At 49.2% G+C, this 16,937-nt stretch carries 18 protein-coding genes, 1 tRNA gene and 1 other annotated feature; all 19 genes read left to right on the forward strand.

Annotated elements, in window-relative coordinates; genetic code table 11:
- The first annotated feature begins 8 nt into the window (after positions 1-8).
- The 19 genes from BN2373_RS05630 to BN2373_RS05720 all read left to right on the forward strand — a co-directional run bounded on the left by BN2373_RS05630 (position 9) and on the right by BN2373_RS05720 (position 16,909).
- Positions 9-93, forward strand: a tRNA-Leu gene (locus tag BN2373_RS05630).
- Between the two features lie 75 nt (positions 94-168).
- Positions 169-1,500, forward strand: coding sequence for an electron transport complex subunit RsxC (gene rsxC / locus BN2373_RS05635; RefSeq protein WP_053943127.1), 1,332 nt, complete (start codon positions 169-171; stop codon positions 1,498-1,500).
- An 11-nt stretch (positions 1,501-1,511) separates the two neighbouring features.
- Positions 1,512-2,513, forward strand: coding sequence for an RnfABCDGE type electron transport complex subunit D (locus BN2373_RS05640; protein WP_053943128.1), 1,002 nt, complete (start codon positions 1,512-1,514; stop codon positions 2,511-2,513).
- Positions 2,506-3,075, forward strand: a complete 570-nt coding sequence (locus BN2373_RS05645) for an RnfABCDGE type electron transport complex subunit G (protein ID WP_053943129.1) — start codon at positions 2,506-2,508, stop codon at positions 3,073-3,075. Before BN2373_RS05640 ends, BN2373_RS05645 begins: the two co-directional genes overlap by 8 nt.
- Positions 3,075-3,725: an electron transport complex subunit RsxE gene (rsxE, locus tag BN2373_RS05650; protein WP_053943130.1), complete on the forward strand. Its 651-nt coding sequence runs from the start codon at positions 3,075-3,077 to the stop codon at positions 3,723-3,725. The genes BN2373_RS05645 and rsxE overlap by 1 nt, the downstream gene beginning before the upstream one ends.
- On the forward strand, positions 3,725-4,303 hold the full coding sequence (locus tag BN2373_RS05655) for an electron transport complex protein RnfA (protein ID WP_053943131.1): 579 nt from the start codon (positions 3,725-3,727) through the stop codon (positions 4,301-4,303). Before rsxE ends, BN2373_RS05655 begins: the two co-directional genes overlap by 1 nt.
- Before the next feature lie 10 nt (positions 4,304-4,313).
- Positions 4,314-5,171: an RnfABCDGE type electron transport complex subunit B gene (locus BN2373_RS05660; protein WP_074017970.1), complete on the forward strand. Its 858-nt coding sequence runs from the start codon at positions 4,314-4,316 to the stop codon at positions 5,169-5,171.
- A 133-nt stretch (positions 5,172-5,304) separates the two neighbouring features.
- Positions 5,305-5,712, forward strand: coding sequence for a NusG domain II-containing protein (locus BN2373_RS05665; RefSeq protein ID WP_162200055.1), 408 nt, complete (start codon positions 5,305-5,307; stop codon positions 5,710-5,712).
- A 9-nt stretch (positions 5,713-5,721) separates the two neighbouring features.
- Complete coding sequence (locus BN2373_RS05670) at positions 5,722-6,243, forward strand: Gx transporter family protein (protein WP_053943133.1); 522 nt, start codon at positions 5,722-5,724, stop codon at positions 6,241-6,243.
- Positions 6,244-6,259: 16 nt separating this feature from the next.
- The gene (gene radC, locus BN2373_RS05675; RefSeq protein WP_053943134.1) at positions 6,260-6,955 is read left to right on the forward strand and encodes a RadC family protein; all 696 of its coding nucleotides are present in this window, start codon (positions 6,260-6,262) and stop codon (positions 6,953-6,955) included.
- 168 nt (positions 6,956-7,123) lie between these two features.
- The gene (gene mreB, locus BN2373_RS05680; RefSeq protein ID WP_053943135.1) at positions 7,124-8,155 is read left to right on the forward strand and encodes a rod shape-determining protein; all 1,032 of its coding nucleotides are present in this window, start codon (positions 7,124-7,126) and stop codon (positions 8,153-8,155) included.
- Positions 8,142-9,056 (forward strand): rod shape-determining protein MreC, encoded by a 915-nt coding sequence (gene mreC / locus BN2373_RS05685; protein WP_053943136.1) that lies wholly within the window; start codon positions 8,142-8,144, stop codon positions 9,054-9,056. The genes mreB and mreC overlap by 14 nt, the downstream gene beginning before the upstream one ends.
- The gene (gene mreD / locus BN2373_RS05690; RefSeq protein ID WP_053943137.1) at positions 9,049-9,549 is read left to right on the forward strand and encodes a rod shape-determining protein MreD; all 501 of its coding nucleotides are present in this window, start codon (positions 9,049-9,051) and stop codon (positions 9,547-9,549) included. Before mreC ends, mreD begins: the two co-directional genes overlap by 8 nt.
- Positions 9,550-9,584: 35 nt before the next feature.
- Complete coding sequence (locus BN2373_RS05695; RefSeq protein ID WP_053943138.1) at positions 9,585-12,947, forward strand: penicillin-binding transpeptidase domain-containing protein; 3,363 nt, start codon at positions 9,585-9,587, stop codon at positions 12,945-12,947.
- A 34-nt stretch (positions 12,948-12,981) separates the two neighbouring features.
- Positions 12,982-13,067 (forward strand) — a sequence feature (ribosomal protein L21 leader region).
- A gap of 8 nt (positions 13,068-13,075) precedes the next feature.
- The gene (gene rplU, locus BN2373_RS05700) at positions 13,076-13,384 is read left to right on the forward strand and encodes a 50S ribosomal protein L21 (RefSeq protein WP_053943139.1); all 309 of its coding nucleotides are present in this window, start codon (positions 13,076-13,078) and stop codon (positions 13,382-13,384) included.
- On the forward strand, positions 13,384-13,731 hold the full coding sequence (locus BN2373_RS05705) for a ribosomal-processing cysteine protease Prp (RefSeq protein WP_074017971.1): 348 nt from the start codon (positions 13,384-13,386) through the stop codon (positions 13,729-13,731). The genes rplU and BN2373_RS05705 overlap by 1 nt, the downstream gene beginning before the upstream one ends.
- A gap of 1 nt (position 13,732) precedes the next feature.
- A complete protein-coding gene (rpmA, locus tag BN2373_RS05710; RefSeq protein ID WP_053943141.1) occupies positions 13,733-14,023 on the forward strand; it encodes a 50S ribosomal protein L27 in 291 nt (96 codons plus the stop codon).
- Between the two features lie 85 nt (positions 14,024-14,108).
- A complete protein-coding gene (gene obgE / locus BN2373_RS05715; protein ID WP_053943142.1) occupies positions 14,109-15,383 on the forward strand; it encodes a GTPase ObgE in 1,275 nt (424 codons plus the stop codon).
- Between the two features lie 17 nt (positions 15,384-15,400).
- A complete protein-coding gene (locus BN2373_RS05720; RefSeq protein WP_053943143.1) occupies positions 15,401-16,909 on the forward strand; it encodes an IMP dehydrogenase in 1,509 nt (502 codons plus the stop codon).
- The last annotated feature ends 28 nt before the right edge of the window (positions 16,910-16,937 follow it).

Genomic DNA, 16,937 nt, shown 5'->3' on the forward strand with positions numbered 1-16,937 from the left:
TTTTGCGTGCAGAAGTGGTGGAACTGGCAGACACGCCATCTTGAGGGGGTGGTGAGCCAAAAGCTCTTGTGGGTTCGAATCCCATCTTCTGCATCCTTTTAAGCGGAGAACGGCTTGACCCGTTCTCCGCTATTTTTATTTAAAAGGTAGATGAGAGGAGTGTGGTAAATGAAACTCGAAAATTTGACTTTCCGAGGCGGTACGCATATCGAAGAGTTCAAGGAGCTGTCGAGTGGTTCGCTTCCAAGTCCTATGCCTGCACCGGACAAGGTGACGCTTACTATGTCCCAACATATCGGTGCCCCGGCAAAACCCCTGGTGAAGAAGGGGGACGAGGTTAAAGTGGGACAAAAGATCGCTGAAGCCGGCGGCTTTGTTTCTGCCCCGGTTCATTCTTCAGTATCGGGTAAAGTCCTTGGAATTGTGAACTATCGTTCAGCAACCGGACAATTGGTCCAGGCCATTGAAATTGAAAACGATGGACAGGATAGCCTCGGCTATGAAAAGGTGGACCGATCGAAGGAAGATCTCTCGGTAGAGGAGATGCTGGATTACATAAAAGAAGCCGGCATCGTCGGCATGGGTGGGGCCGGCTTCCCGACCCACGTCAAACTTCAGCCACCAAAGGATACTCCGGTTGATACTATCATTATCAACGGTGCTGAATGTGAACCCTATTTAACCTGCGATGATGTCACCATGCGGACCCAGCCTGAAAAGATTGTGGCCGGTTTGCACCTGATGATGAAGATCGCCGGTGCAAAAAAGGGCTTTATTGCCATTGAAGATAACAAGCCGGATGCGATTGCCGCTGTTGAAAAGGCTTTGGAAGGCAAGAGTGAGAATATGGCCCTGGCCGTCCTCAAGACCAAGTACCCTCAGGGTGATGAAAAGCGGATTATCACTGCTGTCACCGGCAGGGAAGTGCCCATGGGCGGCTTGCCCGCTGCTGTTGGCTGCATTGTCGACAACGTGGGAACAACCTGTGCTATTGTCGATGCGGTGTATTATGGAAAGCCCCTTTATGAGCGTGTGGTTACCGTCACCGGACATGCATTAAATGAGCCCAAGAACCTTGTGGTTCGCTTTGGTACGACTATTGGAGAAGTCCTTAACTTTGCCGGTGGTCTTGCCACTGAAGCCGGAAAGATTATTTTTGGTGGTCCCATGATGGGCGTGGCTCAGGCCGGTGTGGATTCGGTCACCGACAAGCGAAACAACGGCATCCTTGTTTTGACCAAGGAAGAGGCGGAACCCAAGAGAATTGACCCATGTATCCGTTGCAACCGTTGTGTAGAAGTTTGCCCGGTTTTCCTTGAACCCTTAGTCATTGCCTCCGCTTCCAAGATGGAGAACTGGGATATTGCCCAGGCCAATGATGTTACTGCCTGCATTGAATGCGGGTCATGCTCTTATATCTGTCCCTCTCATCGTCCTCTGACTGAATTGATCCGTTTCGGGAAGCAAGAAGTCATGGCGATGAACCGAAAGAAAAAGTAGAGGAGGATTTTATGCCAAACGTAAATACTCCTGTCCAGGAAGGATCCCTTTTGAAGGTAACCTCCTCACCGCACGTGCGGACGGAGGACTCCATCCAGCGGATTATGCTCGATGTTATCATCGCCATGGTCCCGGCTATTGTTGCCTCCTGTGTCTTCTTTGGCTTTGCCGCCCTTTCGTTGATCGCTGTCTGTGTGATCGCCGCAGTGGCCGCGGAAGCCCTTTGTCAGAAGGTCATGGGGCGGAGGGTCTCCATTGATGACCTTTCCGCGGTGGTAACCGGAATTCTTTTAGCCTTTAACCTTCCTGCAGGTTTTCCCCTTTGGAAAGCAGCCATTGGAGCTGTCTTCTCCATCGTTGTTGTTAAACAGCTCTTCGGTGGACTCGGCTCCAACTTTATGAACCCTGCTCTTGCCGGCCGTGCCTTTCTTCTGGCCCAGTGGGGCAAGGAAATGACGGCTACCCCTCTGCCTTTTAAGGCGGATACCCTGTCCGGACCGACCCCCCTGGCGGCAGTCAAAGCCATCCAAGGTGGTGCCGCTTCCGGCGATGTGGTCGTTCCCAGCCTCATGGATTTATTCCTGGGTAAAGTGCCCGGAATGTTGGGTGAAGTTTCTGCTGCCGCTCTTTTGCTTGGGGCGATTTACTTATTGGTTCGTGGCGTTATCCAGCTTCGGATCCCTCTGGCCTACATCGGATCCTTTGCTGTCTTTACCTTCATTTTCGGCATGGTCAATGGAACTAACGGTCTCGGAGACATTCCTTATCAGATCCTCTCTGGTGGATTGATCTTGGGTGCCTTCTTTATGGCGACCGACTACGCCTCCAGCCCTGTTACCTCAAAAGGTCAGCTCATCTTCGGTTTGGGTGCGGGTTTCCTTACCGCCCTGATCCGAAACTTCGGTGGTTATCCGGAAGGTGTTTCCTATGCTATCCTTCTGATGAACGTCTGCACACCTTTGATTGACAACTTCATTAAAAATAAAACATTTGGGAGGGTGAAAGATGAATAAGTCTGTTCAATACGCTATTCGACTTCTTATCATTTGTGCAGTTGCTACCCTGGTTCTTGCCTTTACCAACTCCCAGACCGCGCCGGTTATTGCTGAACGGCAAAAACAGGAAACCATTGCTGCATATAAGAAAGTTTTTCCGGATGCGGAAGAGATTAAGCCGGTCGATGACGATTCTCTGCTTAACAAGCACATTCTTGACATCCAGGAAGCCAAGGTCGGGGGAGAAACTAAGGGTTATATTTTTAACGTGGAATCTCCAAGTGGTTATGACGGCCCGGTCACTTATGTTGTCGGAGTAACAACCGATGGTGCCGTAACAGGTTTCCAGGTCATCAGCCAGACAGAGACTAAGGGTTTCGGTGCTGCTGTTGCGGATGAAGCCTATGCCCAAGCTATGGTTGGTTCTGTTTTGACAGGTGAAATCAAGCGTGGTGAAAGTGCCGGCGAGTCAACTATCCCTGCTCTTTCCGGTGCGACCAAGACCACCAATGCTGTCCTTGGGGGGATGAACGAGGTCTCCCGGGTCTTGGGTCAATTGAGTGGAAGTGAGGCTAAGTAATGAGTAAAAAGACATTATTTACCGACGGTATCCTGAAAAACAACCCCGTTCTGGTTCAGCTGATCGGCCTTTGCTCCGTTCTCGCTGTTTCTACGGAAGCCATCAACGCTTTAGGTATGGGGATTTCCCTCCTTTTGGTTTTGACCGCCTCCAACGTGGTAATTTCTATCCTTCGTGGATTTATTCCTGACGAAATCCGCATCCCTTCCTTCATTGTGGTTGTGGCCTCCTTCGTCACCATTCTGGAGATGGCCCTTCACGCCTTTGTTCCTGACCTTTATAACGCCTTGGGTATCTTCCTTCCCCTGATCGTCGTTAACTGCATCATCTTGGGAAGGGCTGAAGCCTTTGCTTATAAAAACGGCGTGGTGGACTCTCTCATTGATGGATTGGGCAACGGACTAGGTTATACCTTAGTTATTACGGCCGTTGCGATTGTTCGTGAATTCCTGGGCAATGGGTCTTTCTTTGGAATGTCAATCATTCCCGAAGACTATGTTCTGCCCTTTTTCCAACAGCCCGCCTCTGCCTACATCATCCTGGGCATCTTTATTGCCCTGACAACCTATAACCGGCAGAAGAAAAGAGAAGCGGAATTGGCCAAGCCGGTAGAACCGGATCTGTCGGCCATTGAGAGAGGAGAAGCATAATGCAAAATATTCCTATGATTATCTTCTCAACGATTTTTATCAATAACTATGTTCTTGCTCAGTTCCTGGGGATTTGCCCTTCCATCGGGGTAACCAATAAGGTGGAATCCGCCCTGGGTATGGGAATGGCGGTTACCTTTGTTGTGACTTTTGCTTCAGCGATCACCTGGTTAATCGATACTTATTTGCTCCAACCCAACCTGATTTACCTCCGGACCATCGCCTTTATTTTAGTTATCGCCACCCTGGTTCAAATCGTGGAGATGTTCTTAAAAAAATCAGCACCTGGTCTTTATGGTGCTCTGGGCATCTACCTTCCCTTAATTACGACCAACTGTATGGTTTTGGGAGTTGCCCTCTTGAACGTTCAAAGCGGCTATGGCTTTATTGAAACGATCTTCTCCGGCCTTTCCGCCGCCATCGGTTTCTTCATGGCCATCGTCCTTCTCGCAGCAATCCGTGAGCGCTACGACATCAATGACCAGATTCCCAAGGCTTTCCGCAATGTTCCTATGGCCATGATCACCTTGGGCCTGATGTCCATCGCCTTCTCGGGATTCTCCGGAATGTTTGGATAAGGAGGAGACAATGGATCAGTTAATTCAGCCAGTCATAATTATGTCCATCCTCGGCGCTCTCTTTGCATTAATGCTGGGGGTTGTTTCAAAACTTACCTATATTGAGGTGGATCCCAAGATCACCCAGGTTCGGGAAGCTCTTCCCGGAGCCAACTGTGGTGCCTGCGGCTATCCCGGTTGCGACAATATGGCGGAAGCCATCGCTACCGGTAAGGCTCCTGTCAATGGATGTCCTGTTGGCGGAGAGAAGTCAGCTTCTGCAATTGCCGCCATCATGGGGACGGATGCTTCCGCTTCCCAGCGGATGGTTGCCTCCGTCCACTGCCAGGGGGATAAGGACCACACCCGTGAACTTTTTGATTACTCCGGTGTAGATGATTGCCGGGTCATGACCAAGTCTTACGGGGGCTGCAAGTCCTGCCTCTACGGTTGCCTGGGCTGCGGTACCTGCCAGAAGGTCTGTGATTACGGGGCCATCAAAATGGTCAACGGCCTTGCTACTATCGATCAGGAAAAGTGCGTGGCCTGCATGAAGTGCATCAACACTTGCCCCAAGCACATCATCGACTTAGTACCCTACCATGCTCCGGCCTTGGTTAAGTGTTCCAACCCCGAATTCGGCAAGCCCGTTTCCGGAAACTGCTCCATCGGCTGCATCGGTTGTTCGCTCTGCACCCGACAGGCTCCTGAAGAATTCGCCATGGTTGGCAAGCTGGCCCGTCCTACATTCCATGAGGGCTATGACATGGAAAAGGCCCAGGCTGCAGCAGATAAGTGCCCGGGTAAGTGCATTGTCCTGGATCCTCACCCGGACATCAATGCCACTATTCCTGCGGACGAATCTCAAGTAGAAGTGACATCCAAATAAATCACATAAAGAAAGAATCCCTTCTTCCCGTATTTCCGGTGAAGAAGGGATTTTTTTGAACGGTTTGACCCTCGGCCCTTTCTTGAAAGAGAAGGTTCCCTTTGCTAGAATGAGTCAGAAAGTGGGGATAGCTATGAAAATAGAAAAGTGGATGACGAAAGCGGACTTCCTTCTCATTTTACTTTTGGTAGGGGGGAGTCTCTTTTTTCTCATCGAACCCATCTTCCGGAGTCGGGGGGCCGGTCAACGTTGGCTATCTGTTCAGGTGGATGGAAAGGTAGTGGACGAAATACGCCTTCTTCCAACAGAAGAAAAACAAGTCTATTCATACCGGACAGCCTATGGAACGAACACTCTTGAAATTCAGGAAGGAAAGGTCTTTGTCTCGGAGGCCGACTGTCCCGACAAACTCTGTATGCGACAGGGTAAAATTTCCAGGGTGGGAGCCATGATCGTTTGCTTGCCCAACCGCTTTGTGGTGGAGATAAAATCGGAAAGGGCTAATGGTAATTCCGGCCAGCCGGATGTCATCTTGCACTAGGAGATTTTCATGAAAACGAGAAAAATGGTCTTTGTTGCTATCTTAACTTCTCTGGCCCTGGTGATCTCCCTTTTTGAACACTACTTTCCGGTTCCGGTGGGTATTCCCGGAGCAAAGCTGGGGCTATCCAACCTGGTCATCCTGACCGCTATCGCTGCCTTTGGGCCAAAGGAAGGATTCACTATTGCCATTCTCAAATCCTTTCTTCTCATGCTCTTAACCGGTGCGGTTACCTCCTTCTTTTATTCCCTGGCGGGTGCTATTCTTGCTTCACTTGCCATGAGTCTGTCACTTCGCTTTCTGGTTCCCCCTCTGTCAGTAGTGGGGGTTAGTGAATTGGGGGCTTTTGCCCATAATCTCGGCCAGGTTTTGGTAGCTGCTTTTGTTCTGGACAATTCGTCCATATTCTACTACCTTCCCATTATGACCCTGGTGGGTGCGGCCTCGGGCCTTTTCATCGGCTTGGCTGCTCACCAGGTGACCAATCACCTGAAGAAAATCTATCGGTCAACTTCGCCCCCTTCTCCATAATGAGGAGGAATTTACCATGGAGGAAAAGATTCGCAATTTGACCATTAAAGAGTACCCCAGCTATGATCGCCCGATGGAAAAACTGGTCGGACGAGGGAAAGAAGCTCTCTCTGAAGAGGAACTATTAGCCATCCTTATCGGGTCGGGTACTCCCTCTCGAAACGCACTTGAGCTTGCGGACACAATATTAAGGCAAGATAAATTGAGAACGTGGATTTTGACGGCAACTGTGGAGGAATTGACCAATTTTGAAGGTATTGGCCCTGCCAAGGCCTGCCGGATTATTGCCGGATTGGAGTTGGGTAAAAGGCTCAATACCACTCGATCTTTCCAGGCCATATCCCTTTCCACCCCTCGTTCAGTTTTTCATTATCTCTCCACTCTTTTTCAGGGAGAAAAACAGGAACACTTTGTATGCCTCTATCTGGATGCTCAAAACCGGCCTTTCCGCCAAAGCCTCATTTCCCTGGGTACTTTAACCCAGACCCTGGTTCATCCTCGGGAAGTTTTTCGTGGAGCCATCCGGTCCGGAGCCAATGCTATCCTGGTTGCCCATAACCATCCCTCCGGGGATCCGGAACCCTCCTGGGAGGATATCTCCATTACCAAACGACTCCATAAGGTTGGAGAAATTGTGGGAATTCCCCTCATCGACCACATGGTTGTAGGAGAAAAAGCTTATGTTTCGATGAAGGAAAGAAAAATCATTTGAAGCGATCAAAGAATCCAGGCGAAAGTCTGGATTTTTTAACGAAAGAAACACAGGACCCCCTTTATCCATTACAATAAGAGAAGAGATATGAGATACAATAAAAAAAAACGTCAAAGGGTCGGATTACCGACCGTTCAAGTTTGAGGAAAAGATAGGGAGTCACCATCTATGAAATACTTTCGTATCCTAGCACCTGATATTGCTATTGATATGGGTTCAGCAAACACCCTGGTCGCCAGGATTGATAAGGGAATCATCCTCCGCGAGCCGACGGTGGTTGCCCTTGACCTGGATAAAAAAGAAGTCATTACCGTAGGACAGGCGGCCAAGGACCTGATCGGCAAGTCTCCGGACAACGTCATCGCTATCCGCCCCCTCCGGGACGGGGTTATATCCGATTTTGAACTGACCCAGGCCTTGCTGGAATACTACATCCGAAAAGCCAGCCCGGGAATATCTATGGTCGCTCCACGGGTAGCCATCTCTATTCCCTCAGGTGCAACGGATGTGGAACAGAGGGCTCTTCAGGATGCTGTTCTTCAGTCAGGTTCCCGGGATGTTATTTTGATCGAGGAGCCGGTTGCATCCGCCTATGGAGCCCGGTTGATTGATCCTGACCGGCCCAGTCAGGCTGCTCTGATTGTTGACCTGGGGGCAGGAACGGCAGAGTCGGCGATCGTAACGGGCTATGGAGTGATTACTTCAGAGATACTCCGAAAAGGCGGGGAAAACCTGGACGGTCGGATAAAAAATAAACTTAAAGAAAGTTATGATCTCATTATCGGAGACAATACCGCAGAAAATATTAAAAACGGAATTGCCTCTTTCCGTAAAGACAAGCAGACCACGGCAATGGAAGTGGGAGGGAGAGATGCCCTCTCCGGAATGCCCCGGTCCGTCGATATTTATGCCTCCGATGTGTATGATGAACTAACCGCTTATGCCGATGACCTCATTGACACTATCCGTCGGACGGTGGAGAAAACGCCTCCTGAAGTCGCCTCGGATGTCATCAGCCGGGGAATCCATTTAACCGGTGGGTTGGCCCTTCTCGATGGAATAGGGGAATACCTTCAGGAAACCCTGCTTATGCCGGTGCATGTTTCCAAAGCTCCCGCGGAAGACGCCATCCAAGGCTCTCTGATGATCATGAAAAAGCTGGATAAAGACTTAAAGGGGAAGAAAAATGATTCGATATAAAAGAAAAAAGAAGTCCTATTCTTTTATCGTGACCTTGGGTCTGCTCATCCTCTTAATTCTTTTTTCACAGAGAAATCCTCAAACATCCGCTCTCCCGTCCAAAATCTTAAACACGGTCATTTCACCGGTGAATTCGGTTTTTTATACCATTTCCCAGTCTGCACAGGACCTCTATGATCGGGTCTTCGGCGACCGGGCCAGCCAGGCAAAAATTGATCGACTTATAAAGGAAAACAAGGCCCTGACGGAAAAGGTACAGCGTCTGGGCAATGTGGTAGCGGACTCTGAGGTTCTCAGGGAATCGGCAAAATTACGTGCCCTTAACCCGGATAAAATGGTGGAAGCCCATATCTCCGGTATGGATCCCTCCAATCATTTTATCCGCTTCACCATTAACAAGGGAATGACCTCAGGAATTCGGGAGGGAGATGTCGTCATCGAAGGCGTCAAGACGGAAGAAGGTTATTCCTCAGCGGGTTTAGTAGGAAAGGTAGTAGAAGTCGGCCCAACCTATGCCAAGGTCTCTTCTCTTATGGACCAGGCTAACAACGTATCCGTTCTTTTTGCCGAATCCACCGGCTATGGGATCATCAATTCCCGAGATGCTGAATCCTTTTTTGGTTATCTCCTGGATCCTTCAACCCCGGTTAAGGAGGGGGAGACAGTGGTCAGCTCCGGAATGGGAGGCGTTTATCCACGGGGACTTTATGTCGGCCAGGTTTCTAAGGTCGAAACGGCTAAAGATGGTTTGACGAAAAATGTCGCCATTCGGTCGGTCATCGATTTTAATCGGCTTTACGACCTCCTGGTCTTCCACCCGGAGGATCCTATCAATACCGGAGAGGGAGAGTCCTCTGCCCATCAGGCCGGGTCCGGCGACCAAGGAGGAAAACATGAATAAAAAGCGTTTTGCCCTGGTTATTCTGGTCACTCAGATTCTTCAAGCAACAGTCCTTTCCCGCCTGGAAATATGGGGAGCATGTCCGACGATCAACATTCCCCTCACCATTGTTTTGGCCATCTTTTATGGCCCTAAATGGGGAGGATACACCGGCTTGGGGCTGGGGCTTTTGGAAGATGTGATGTTTGCCCCTGTCCTCGGCGTTCGGGCTCTCATTTACTTCCTCCTGGGAACTTTTGTAGGCAACTTCATGAAGAATACAGCCAATCGGATTCCAACGGGCCTTCTGGTTACGGTTCTGGCCACCTTATTTCGCTGGGCCATCTCCAGTCTGATTTATCTGGTTCTTCGCATTCCCTTCACCTTCACCCACTATTGGAAGGGACCGCTGTTTGCGGAATGCCTTTTGAATGGCCTCCTCTACCTCTTGGTTCTGTTTGTCTTATCTCGCACCATTCCCTCCCGCCCACTCCGGAAATTTACCGGCCTTTAACTTCGGCGGACCCTGTAATTAGTTAGGTTGTTGTCATGAAAAAGACCCGTAATTTGCGTTCCAATATCATTATCATCTTCCTTTTTATCCTTATGGGTGCTTTGGTTTGGAAGCTCTTTCATCTTATGATCCTTAACGGAGAATATTACCGAAATATATCCGCCTCGAAACGGACCAAGGAAATACAAATTACTGCTCCAAGAGGGAATATTTATGACCGGAACGGGGTTCTCCTGGCAGGAACCCGGATTTCCTATGCCGTTCAGTCCTACAAGGATGAATTTCTCAATCTCGATAAGGAGGAAAGAGATCAAACATTAACCCAACTCGTTCTCTATATGGATGAGGATGGGGTGGATTACCTGGATGAGTTTCCCATTTCTTCCTTCATCTTTTGTTACAAGGATCCGGAGGATTATTTCAAGGAAGCCACGACCCCCCAAAGTCTGGCCGAAAAAACCATGATTCAAAAGGACCTGACTGACGAATGGTTGAAGATGGTCTACGAATACGAGGGTAAGGAAGGTAATTATCAGGTCTCGATCGCTGATCGAGCACTTAAAGCATTTTCCTTAAAAGGCCATGCCCTCCCCTTAACGATGGAGGGGGGAAAAAAAGAAAAGCTTGTTTTTGATAAGAAAAATCCCAAGTACGATACGTTTTTGGAAGCGGGGAAGATCAAAAATCAAAATGATCCCATGGCTCTTCTCTCGGATATGGTCAAGGAGAATCCAACAATTCTGACTCAAATCATGGGCCATCCTGCTGCCCGGAAAATGGCTTTTGACCTCATGAAGGAAAAGAAGGTAGAAGGGAAGTTGACTCTTTCTCCCTATGCCTATACCTACAAGGAAGCTCTTTTGCAGAAAAAAGGCCTTTTTCACCAGCGCTTCCCCGGAGTAAGTGCTGACTCCACCGCCAGGCAGGACTTTACTACCATGGTTACGGCTTCAGCCTTGAAGGATTTTTTAACCTCCATGGCGGTAGGAGAGGAGAACCACTTCAACATTCCCGCAGAAGCTTTAATCAACCGGCTTACTCCCTTAGAAAAAAACCTCAATTTAACCTACCGGATCCAATCCGATGCGAAATCGGTATCGATTGAATATGAGAAGACGGAAGATACGGAAGAGAAGCCTGTCGACCGGCTTATCCGTCTTGCCAAGGCTCATCATCTGCTGGAAGATCTTATCGTTGATGATGATTTTAAGGGGCTTGCCCAGGATGCTCTTTTTGGGGCAGGCCTCTATCCGGGCATAGATATAAAGCATTGGACCTATGGACTGGAAAAAGACCATGCTGACTTTCTCAAGCGGTATAAGCTGGAGGATATGGGACCGGACTTGGCCTTTTCTACCCTTTTAGAAAAAAGAAAACTTCCCAGCACAGGCGATACGATTTGGGATTATGGAAAACTCGTTACGGAAGGTCGAATCATATGGCAGGCGGATTATGCCTATACTCCGGTTAACCTTTGTTACGAACTTTCCCCTCGGGCGGTGGCTAAGATCCAGGAGAATATTCCTGATCTGACCGGACTCATGGTCTCCCGTGAATCCATTCGCTTCTATCCCAATGGTAGTCTGGCGTCTCATGTTTTGGGCTATATTGGGAAAATCGCCAGTGAGGCCGAGGTTCAGAAATACATCAAAGAGAAAAAATACCAGCCTAATGAATTAGTGGGGAAAACCGGTGTGGAGGAGGCCTTTGAGGATACCCTCCATGGGGTTAACGGTATACAGGTGGTCATGATCGATTCCAACGGTAACCGTACAGAGACTCTTTCAAAAACGGAACCCAAGGCCGGAAACAACCTCTACTTGACGATTGATGCTAATTTCCAACGGCAATCGGAAGAAATTGTAAAAAATGGTCTTCTTTCCATTAAACATGGGATTAGTTACCAGTCTCCATGGGGGAATTACAGCGGAATTACCGGGTCCGCCAGCTTGAATTCAGGTTCCTCTATCTCTGTCGATCCTAAGACCGGGGAACTCCTTTCTATGGTCTCCTATCCGGACTATGATCCAAACTTCTTCGTCACCGGGATTTCCCAGTCCGATTGGAAGAGGCTCAATGATGAGGAAAATCCTGATGAAAATAAGCCCAAACCCTTGCTTAACCTCACAACCCAATCTTCGGTACAACCGGGGTCCATCTTTAAGACCGTAGTCGGCATATCCAGCGTGGAACACGGTCTTAACCCTCGAGCCACCGTCAATTGTACCGGTTATATGGATATTGGTGATCAACGCTTCCGTTGCTGGATCTACCACCAGGGAGGATCCCATGGTCCAATGAATCTTTATTCGGCCCTTCGAGAATCCTGTAACTATTATTTCTATGTTCTGGGCTTGGGTTATGATCCTAAAGGAAACGCCGCCCCAAAATTCAAGCTGGAAATTGACGAGCTGGGGAAGACAGCTAGAGAACTTGGAATGGATCAGCCTTCGGGACTGGAGATTAACATTCCTCGTGAGGCACCCTCTTCCATCCCCTCCAAGGAGAAAAAGGTGGCCTTATCCAAGACCCTTCTTCGCCGGTTTCTGGATGCCAACCTGGCCAGCTATAAAAAAGAAGGACTCAAGAAAAATCCATCCATCATTAAGGAAGATAGCAATCGAATTTTGTCCTGGTTGGATGAGGAAAAACCCATTTCCAGAAACGCAGTGATTGAACGTTTGGATAAGTTGGGCTATGAACCGATGACCCCACTGGAGGGAAAAAACGAAGGTCTGGCAGACATCTTGAAGTATTCTTATTTTAACCAGATTCAATGGACCTCAGCTGATTCAGTAAACACCATGATCGGTCAGGGGCAAAACGCTTACTCTCCCGTGACCATGCTCAAAGTGGACCAAACGATCGCTAATCTGGGTCAGTCCTATGATTTTACTTTGGTGAGAGAAATTAGAGGTTCCGACAACAAGACTATGGTGTATAAGCAATCACCGAAGAAGAAGGAAGCCAAAATTTCCCCTCAAGTCTTCAAGGAAGTCCAGGAGGGGATGCGGCAGGCTTCAGCCAGCTTTTACCGGATCAATAATACTGTTCCTTTCCACCTGGCTCATAAGACCGGAACGGCAACCCGGGAGCAGATTGACCCGAGAACCGGGCGTTACTTTGCCCCCTATTGTTGGATTATGGGCTTTGCCCCCTTTGAAGATCCAAAGATTGCCACAGTGATCTTCTATCCTGTGGGCGATTCCTCTGTCAATGCCGTACCCATGCTCAGAGACCACGCCGCCGCCTATTTGAAGACAGATCCTTCCAACGAGGCCTATGACTCGTCTTACTATTCAGGTTATGAAAGCTACCAGCCCATGAAAGCCAGGAACATTGATGTTCAGGAAAGTAAGCCTGAAAACAGTGAAGAAGAGGATAACCATGCTGAGTAGGACTTGCTCGTTGTGATTTCTTCTGCTATAATTACTTGATGTGTAACCGCTCAGAAGAGGTTTTTCGTAAATTGAGAAGTCTTTGTCTCAATACCTCCATTGGCGAGTCTAACAGAACGGAGAGAGATATGTACGCAGTAATTAAAACCGGTGGTAAGCAGTACCAAGTTGAAGAAGGACAAGTTCTTCGCATTGAAAAGGTCAAGGGCGAGGTTGGCGATAAGATTGCCCTGGATCAGGTTTTAGTGGTCGGCGGTGATAGCCTGAAGGTGGGCAAGCCCTATCTTGAAGGGGCAAAGGTGGAAGCCACGATCAAAGCCCAGGATCGGGCAAAAAAGATCATCGTCGGAAAGTTCAAGGCAAAAAAAGGTTATAAGAGAAAACAGGGTCATCGTCAACCCTACACCCTGATTTCCATCGACCACATCCAGGGCTAATGATTCAAGTAAGATTCTTTTATGATTCAACCTCTTCCCAGAGAAGGTACAGAGGCTTTCAAATGAGAGGACATGCGGACTCCGGTCCCTATGGCCAGGACCTCATCTGTTGTGCGGCTTCTACTCTGGCGATTGGAACAGTGAATGCTCTCCAGGAGGTTCTTCATATTGAAGGACTGAAGGTCGAGTTTGACGAAGGAAAGATGGACGTTTTCCTTCCGAATAATGAGAACCCGGCCGCTATACCATATACTGATTTTGCTCTGGAGACTTTTGTCTTTAATTTGAAAGATCTAGCTAAAGACCATCCTGAATATATAACGATTCAGGATAGAAAGGACCTTTAAGATGAAATTTTATCTTCAACTTTTTTCTTCGAAGAAGGGTGTTTCTTCATCCAAGAACGGCCGTGATTCTCGGTCTAAACGACTGGGCGTTAAAAAGCATGATGGCGTTGTCGTTAAACCCGGCCAGATCATCGTTCGCCAGCGTGGAACCCGGATTCATCCCGGGATGGGCGTGAAGCGGGGCGGAGACGACACCTTGTTCGCAATTGCTCCCGGTATTGTTCGCTTTGAGACAGCCGGAAAGAAAAAGACAGTATCCGTCTATCCCCTTGAAGAAGTTGCCACTGCCTAAGTCGGACTGGGCAGAGGATTGAAGGAGCCGCCTTAGCGGCTCCTTTTCTTAATTGAACCAAGACCCCGAGTAATGAGGAGGGCCTATGTTTATCGATAAAGCCAGCATACAACTGAAGGCAGGAAAGGGGGGCGATGGTGCTGTCTCCTGGAGGAGAGAAGCTTTTATTCCTTCCGGAGGCCCCGATGGTGGAGACGGAGGAAGAGGCGGCTCCATTTACTTTATTGCCGACAATAATGTCGCTACCCTCATGGACTTCAAGTATAAGCGGAGCTATAAGGCGGAGTCAGGCATGAATGGGATGGGGAAGAAGATGGCCGGAAAGTCGGGCCAGGACCTTTATCTCAAGGTTCCGGTTGGAACGGTCATCCGGGAAAAAGAATCCCTCCTTCCCATCGCCGACTTAACCCAGGATGGGGAGACCTTTTTAGCAGTGCGAGGCGGAAGGGGAGGAAAGGGGAACACCCATTTCAAAAACTCCGTACGTCAGGCTCCCCGTTTCGCTATCCCCGGCCAACACGGTCAGGAATTGGAAGTGGTTTTGGAAGTAAAGCTGATTGCAGATGTGGGTTTAGTGGGACTGCCCAATGTGGGGAAGTCCACTATCCTTTCCATCCTCTCCAATGCTCGACCCAAAATAGCCAACTATCACTTTACCACCCTTGCTCCCAACCTGGGCGTGGTGGACATTGACCACGACCTTTCCTTTGTTTTAGCAGATATTCCCGGTTTGGTGGAGGGGGCCTCCTCCGGTGCCGGCTTAGGTGATGACTTCCTTCGCCACATCGAGCGAACCCGGGTTTTGGTTCACGTTCTGAACATGGCGGGATCTGAGGGAAGAGATCCCTACCGGGACTACCTTCTTATCCAAGGAGAGCTTGCCTCCTACAACGAGGCTCTTCCCAACCGAGTAAAGATCATTGCGGCAAATAAGATGGACCTGCCCGGTGCAGAAGAGGGATTGAAAAAATTCAAAGAAGCGATCGGGGAGACGCCAGTTCGGATCATCCCTCTTTCCGCGGGAACAACGGAGGGCATCAAAGATCTCAAATACGCTATTGTTGATGCACTGAAGGACCTGCCGCGAACCCTGGCTTCCTTTGATGAAGAATTGGTTGATGTGGGACAGTTTTTCAAAAGGGATGAAGGGATTAAGGTGGAGCGAAAGGGGGAGACCATTTATGTGACCGGAGAACCGGTCAAAGACCTGGTTCGCCGGCTCATCATTACGGATGAAGGCTCCGTTCGCTTTTTTGAGCGTCGACTGGAGGATATGGGGGTGATGGACCAAATTCGGGAAAAAAATCCCTCAGAAAATGATACGATTGATGTTGAAGGATTTCAGTTTGATTGGCTGTAAAACAAGAAGGAGGACCCATGGCTATCTACCTAACAGAACCATCTCGAACATTTCATGAATACCTGCTTATTCCCGGCTATTCATCCAGCGAAAATATCCCCGACCGTGTTGATTTGACGACTCCCCTGGTCCGTTTCAAAAAGGGAGAAAGCCCCTCCCTTTCCCTCCGCATACCTATGGTTTCGGCAATCATGCAGTCGGTATCCAATGACACTCTTGCCATCGCCCTGGCCGGTCAAGGCGGTCTGTCCTTTATTTATGGCTCTCAATCGATTGAAAGCCAGGCACGGATGATCAAGTCGGTCAAGGATTATAAGGCCGGTTTTGTTCCCTCCGATTCCAACATTTCTCCTGAATCCACCCTGGATGACGTTTTGACCCTGAAAGAAAAGACCGGCCACTCCACCATGGCGGTTACAGAAGATGGCACCCAGCATGGTAGACTGGTGGGCATTGTCACTTCCCGAGACTACCGTTTGTCCCGGATGGATGGGACGGAAAAAGTGGAGACTTTTATGACGCCTTTTGACCAGCTGGTCTTTGGTCAGGAGGGGATCACTCTTTCTGAAGCCAACAATATTCTCTGGGATAAGAAGCTCAACGCCCTGCCCATTATTGATGATGAGGACCGTCTTGTTGCCTTCGTTTTCCGTAAAGACTACGACCGCCACAAGGAAAACCCTAACGAACTTTTAGACGAACATAAAAGACTTCTGGTCGGGGCAGGAATCAACACACGGGATTACAAGGACAGGGTTCCGGCCCTGGTGGAAGCTGGGGCAGACGTCCTCTGCATCGACTCCTCCGAAGGTTTTTCTGAGTGGCAAAAGCTGACCATCGAATGGATTCGTAAGGAATACGGGGATAAGGTCAAAGTCGGTGCGGGAAACGTCGTCGACGGGGAAGGTTTCCGCTTCCTGTCCGACTGTGGTGCAGATTTTGTCAAAATCGGCATTGGCGGCGGGTCCATCTGCATCACCCGCGAAACCAAGGGCATCGGTCGTGGACAGGCGACGGCCGTTATCGATGTTGCCCGTGAGCGAAACAAGTATTTTGAAGAAACCGGGATTTATGTTCCCATTTGCTCAGATGGCGGCATTGTCTACGACCACCACATTACCTTAGCCCTGGCTATGGGAGCGGACTTCTGCATGCTGGGTCGATATTTTGCCCGCTTTGATGAATCTCCAACAGCGAAAATCAACATCAATGGCTCCATGATGAAGGAGTATTGGGGAGAAGGGTCCGCTCGTGCCCGCAACTGGGAACGCTATGACCTGGGTGGAAAGCAGGGGCTAAAGTTTGAAGAAGGTGTTGACTCCTACGTTCCTTATGCCGGGAGGCTCAAAGACAATGTAGAAGCGTCTCTGGCCAAGGTCAAAGCAACCATGTGCAATTGCGGAGCCCTCAACCTTGAGGAACTCCATGATAAAGCAAAGCTCACCCTGGTTTCCTCCACTTCTATTGTAGAAGGCGGAGCCCACGACGTTTTAACCAAAAATGCCTCTTCGTTGAAATATAGTTAATGAGTAAATTACTAAGGAGGAATCACCA

Origin of the sequence: Kallipyga gabonensis (assembly GCF_001286805.1) — a bacterium.
In the GTDB taxonomy this organism is placed as follows: Bacteria; Bacillota; Clostridia; order Tissierellales; family Peptoniphilaceae; genus Kallipyga; species Kallipyga gabonensis.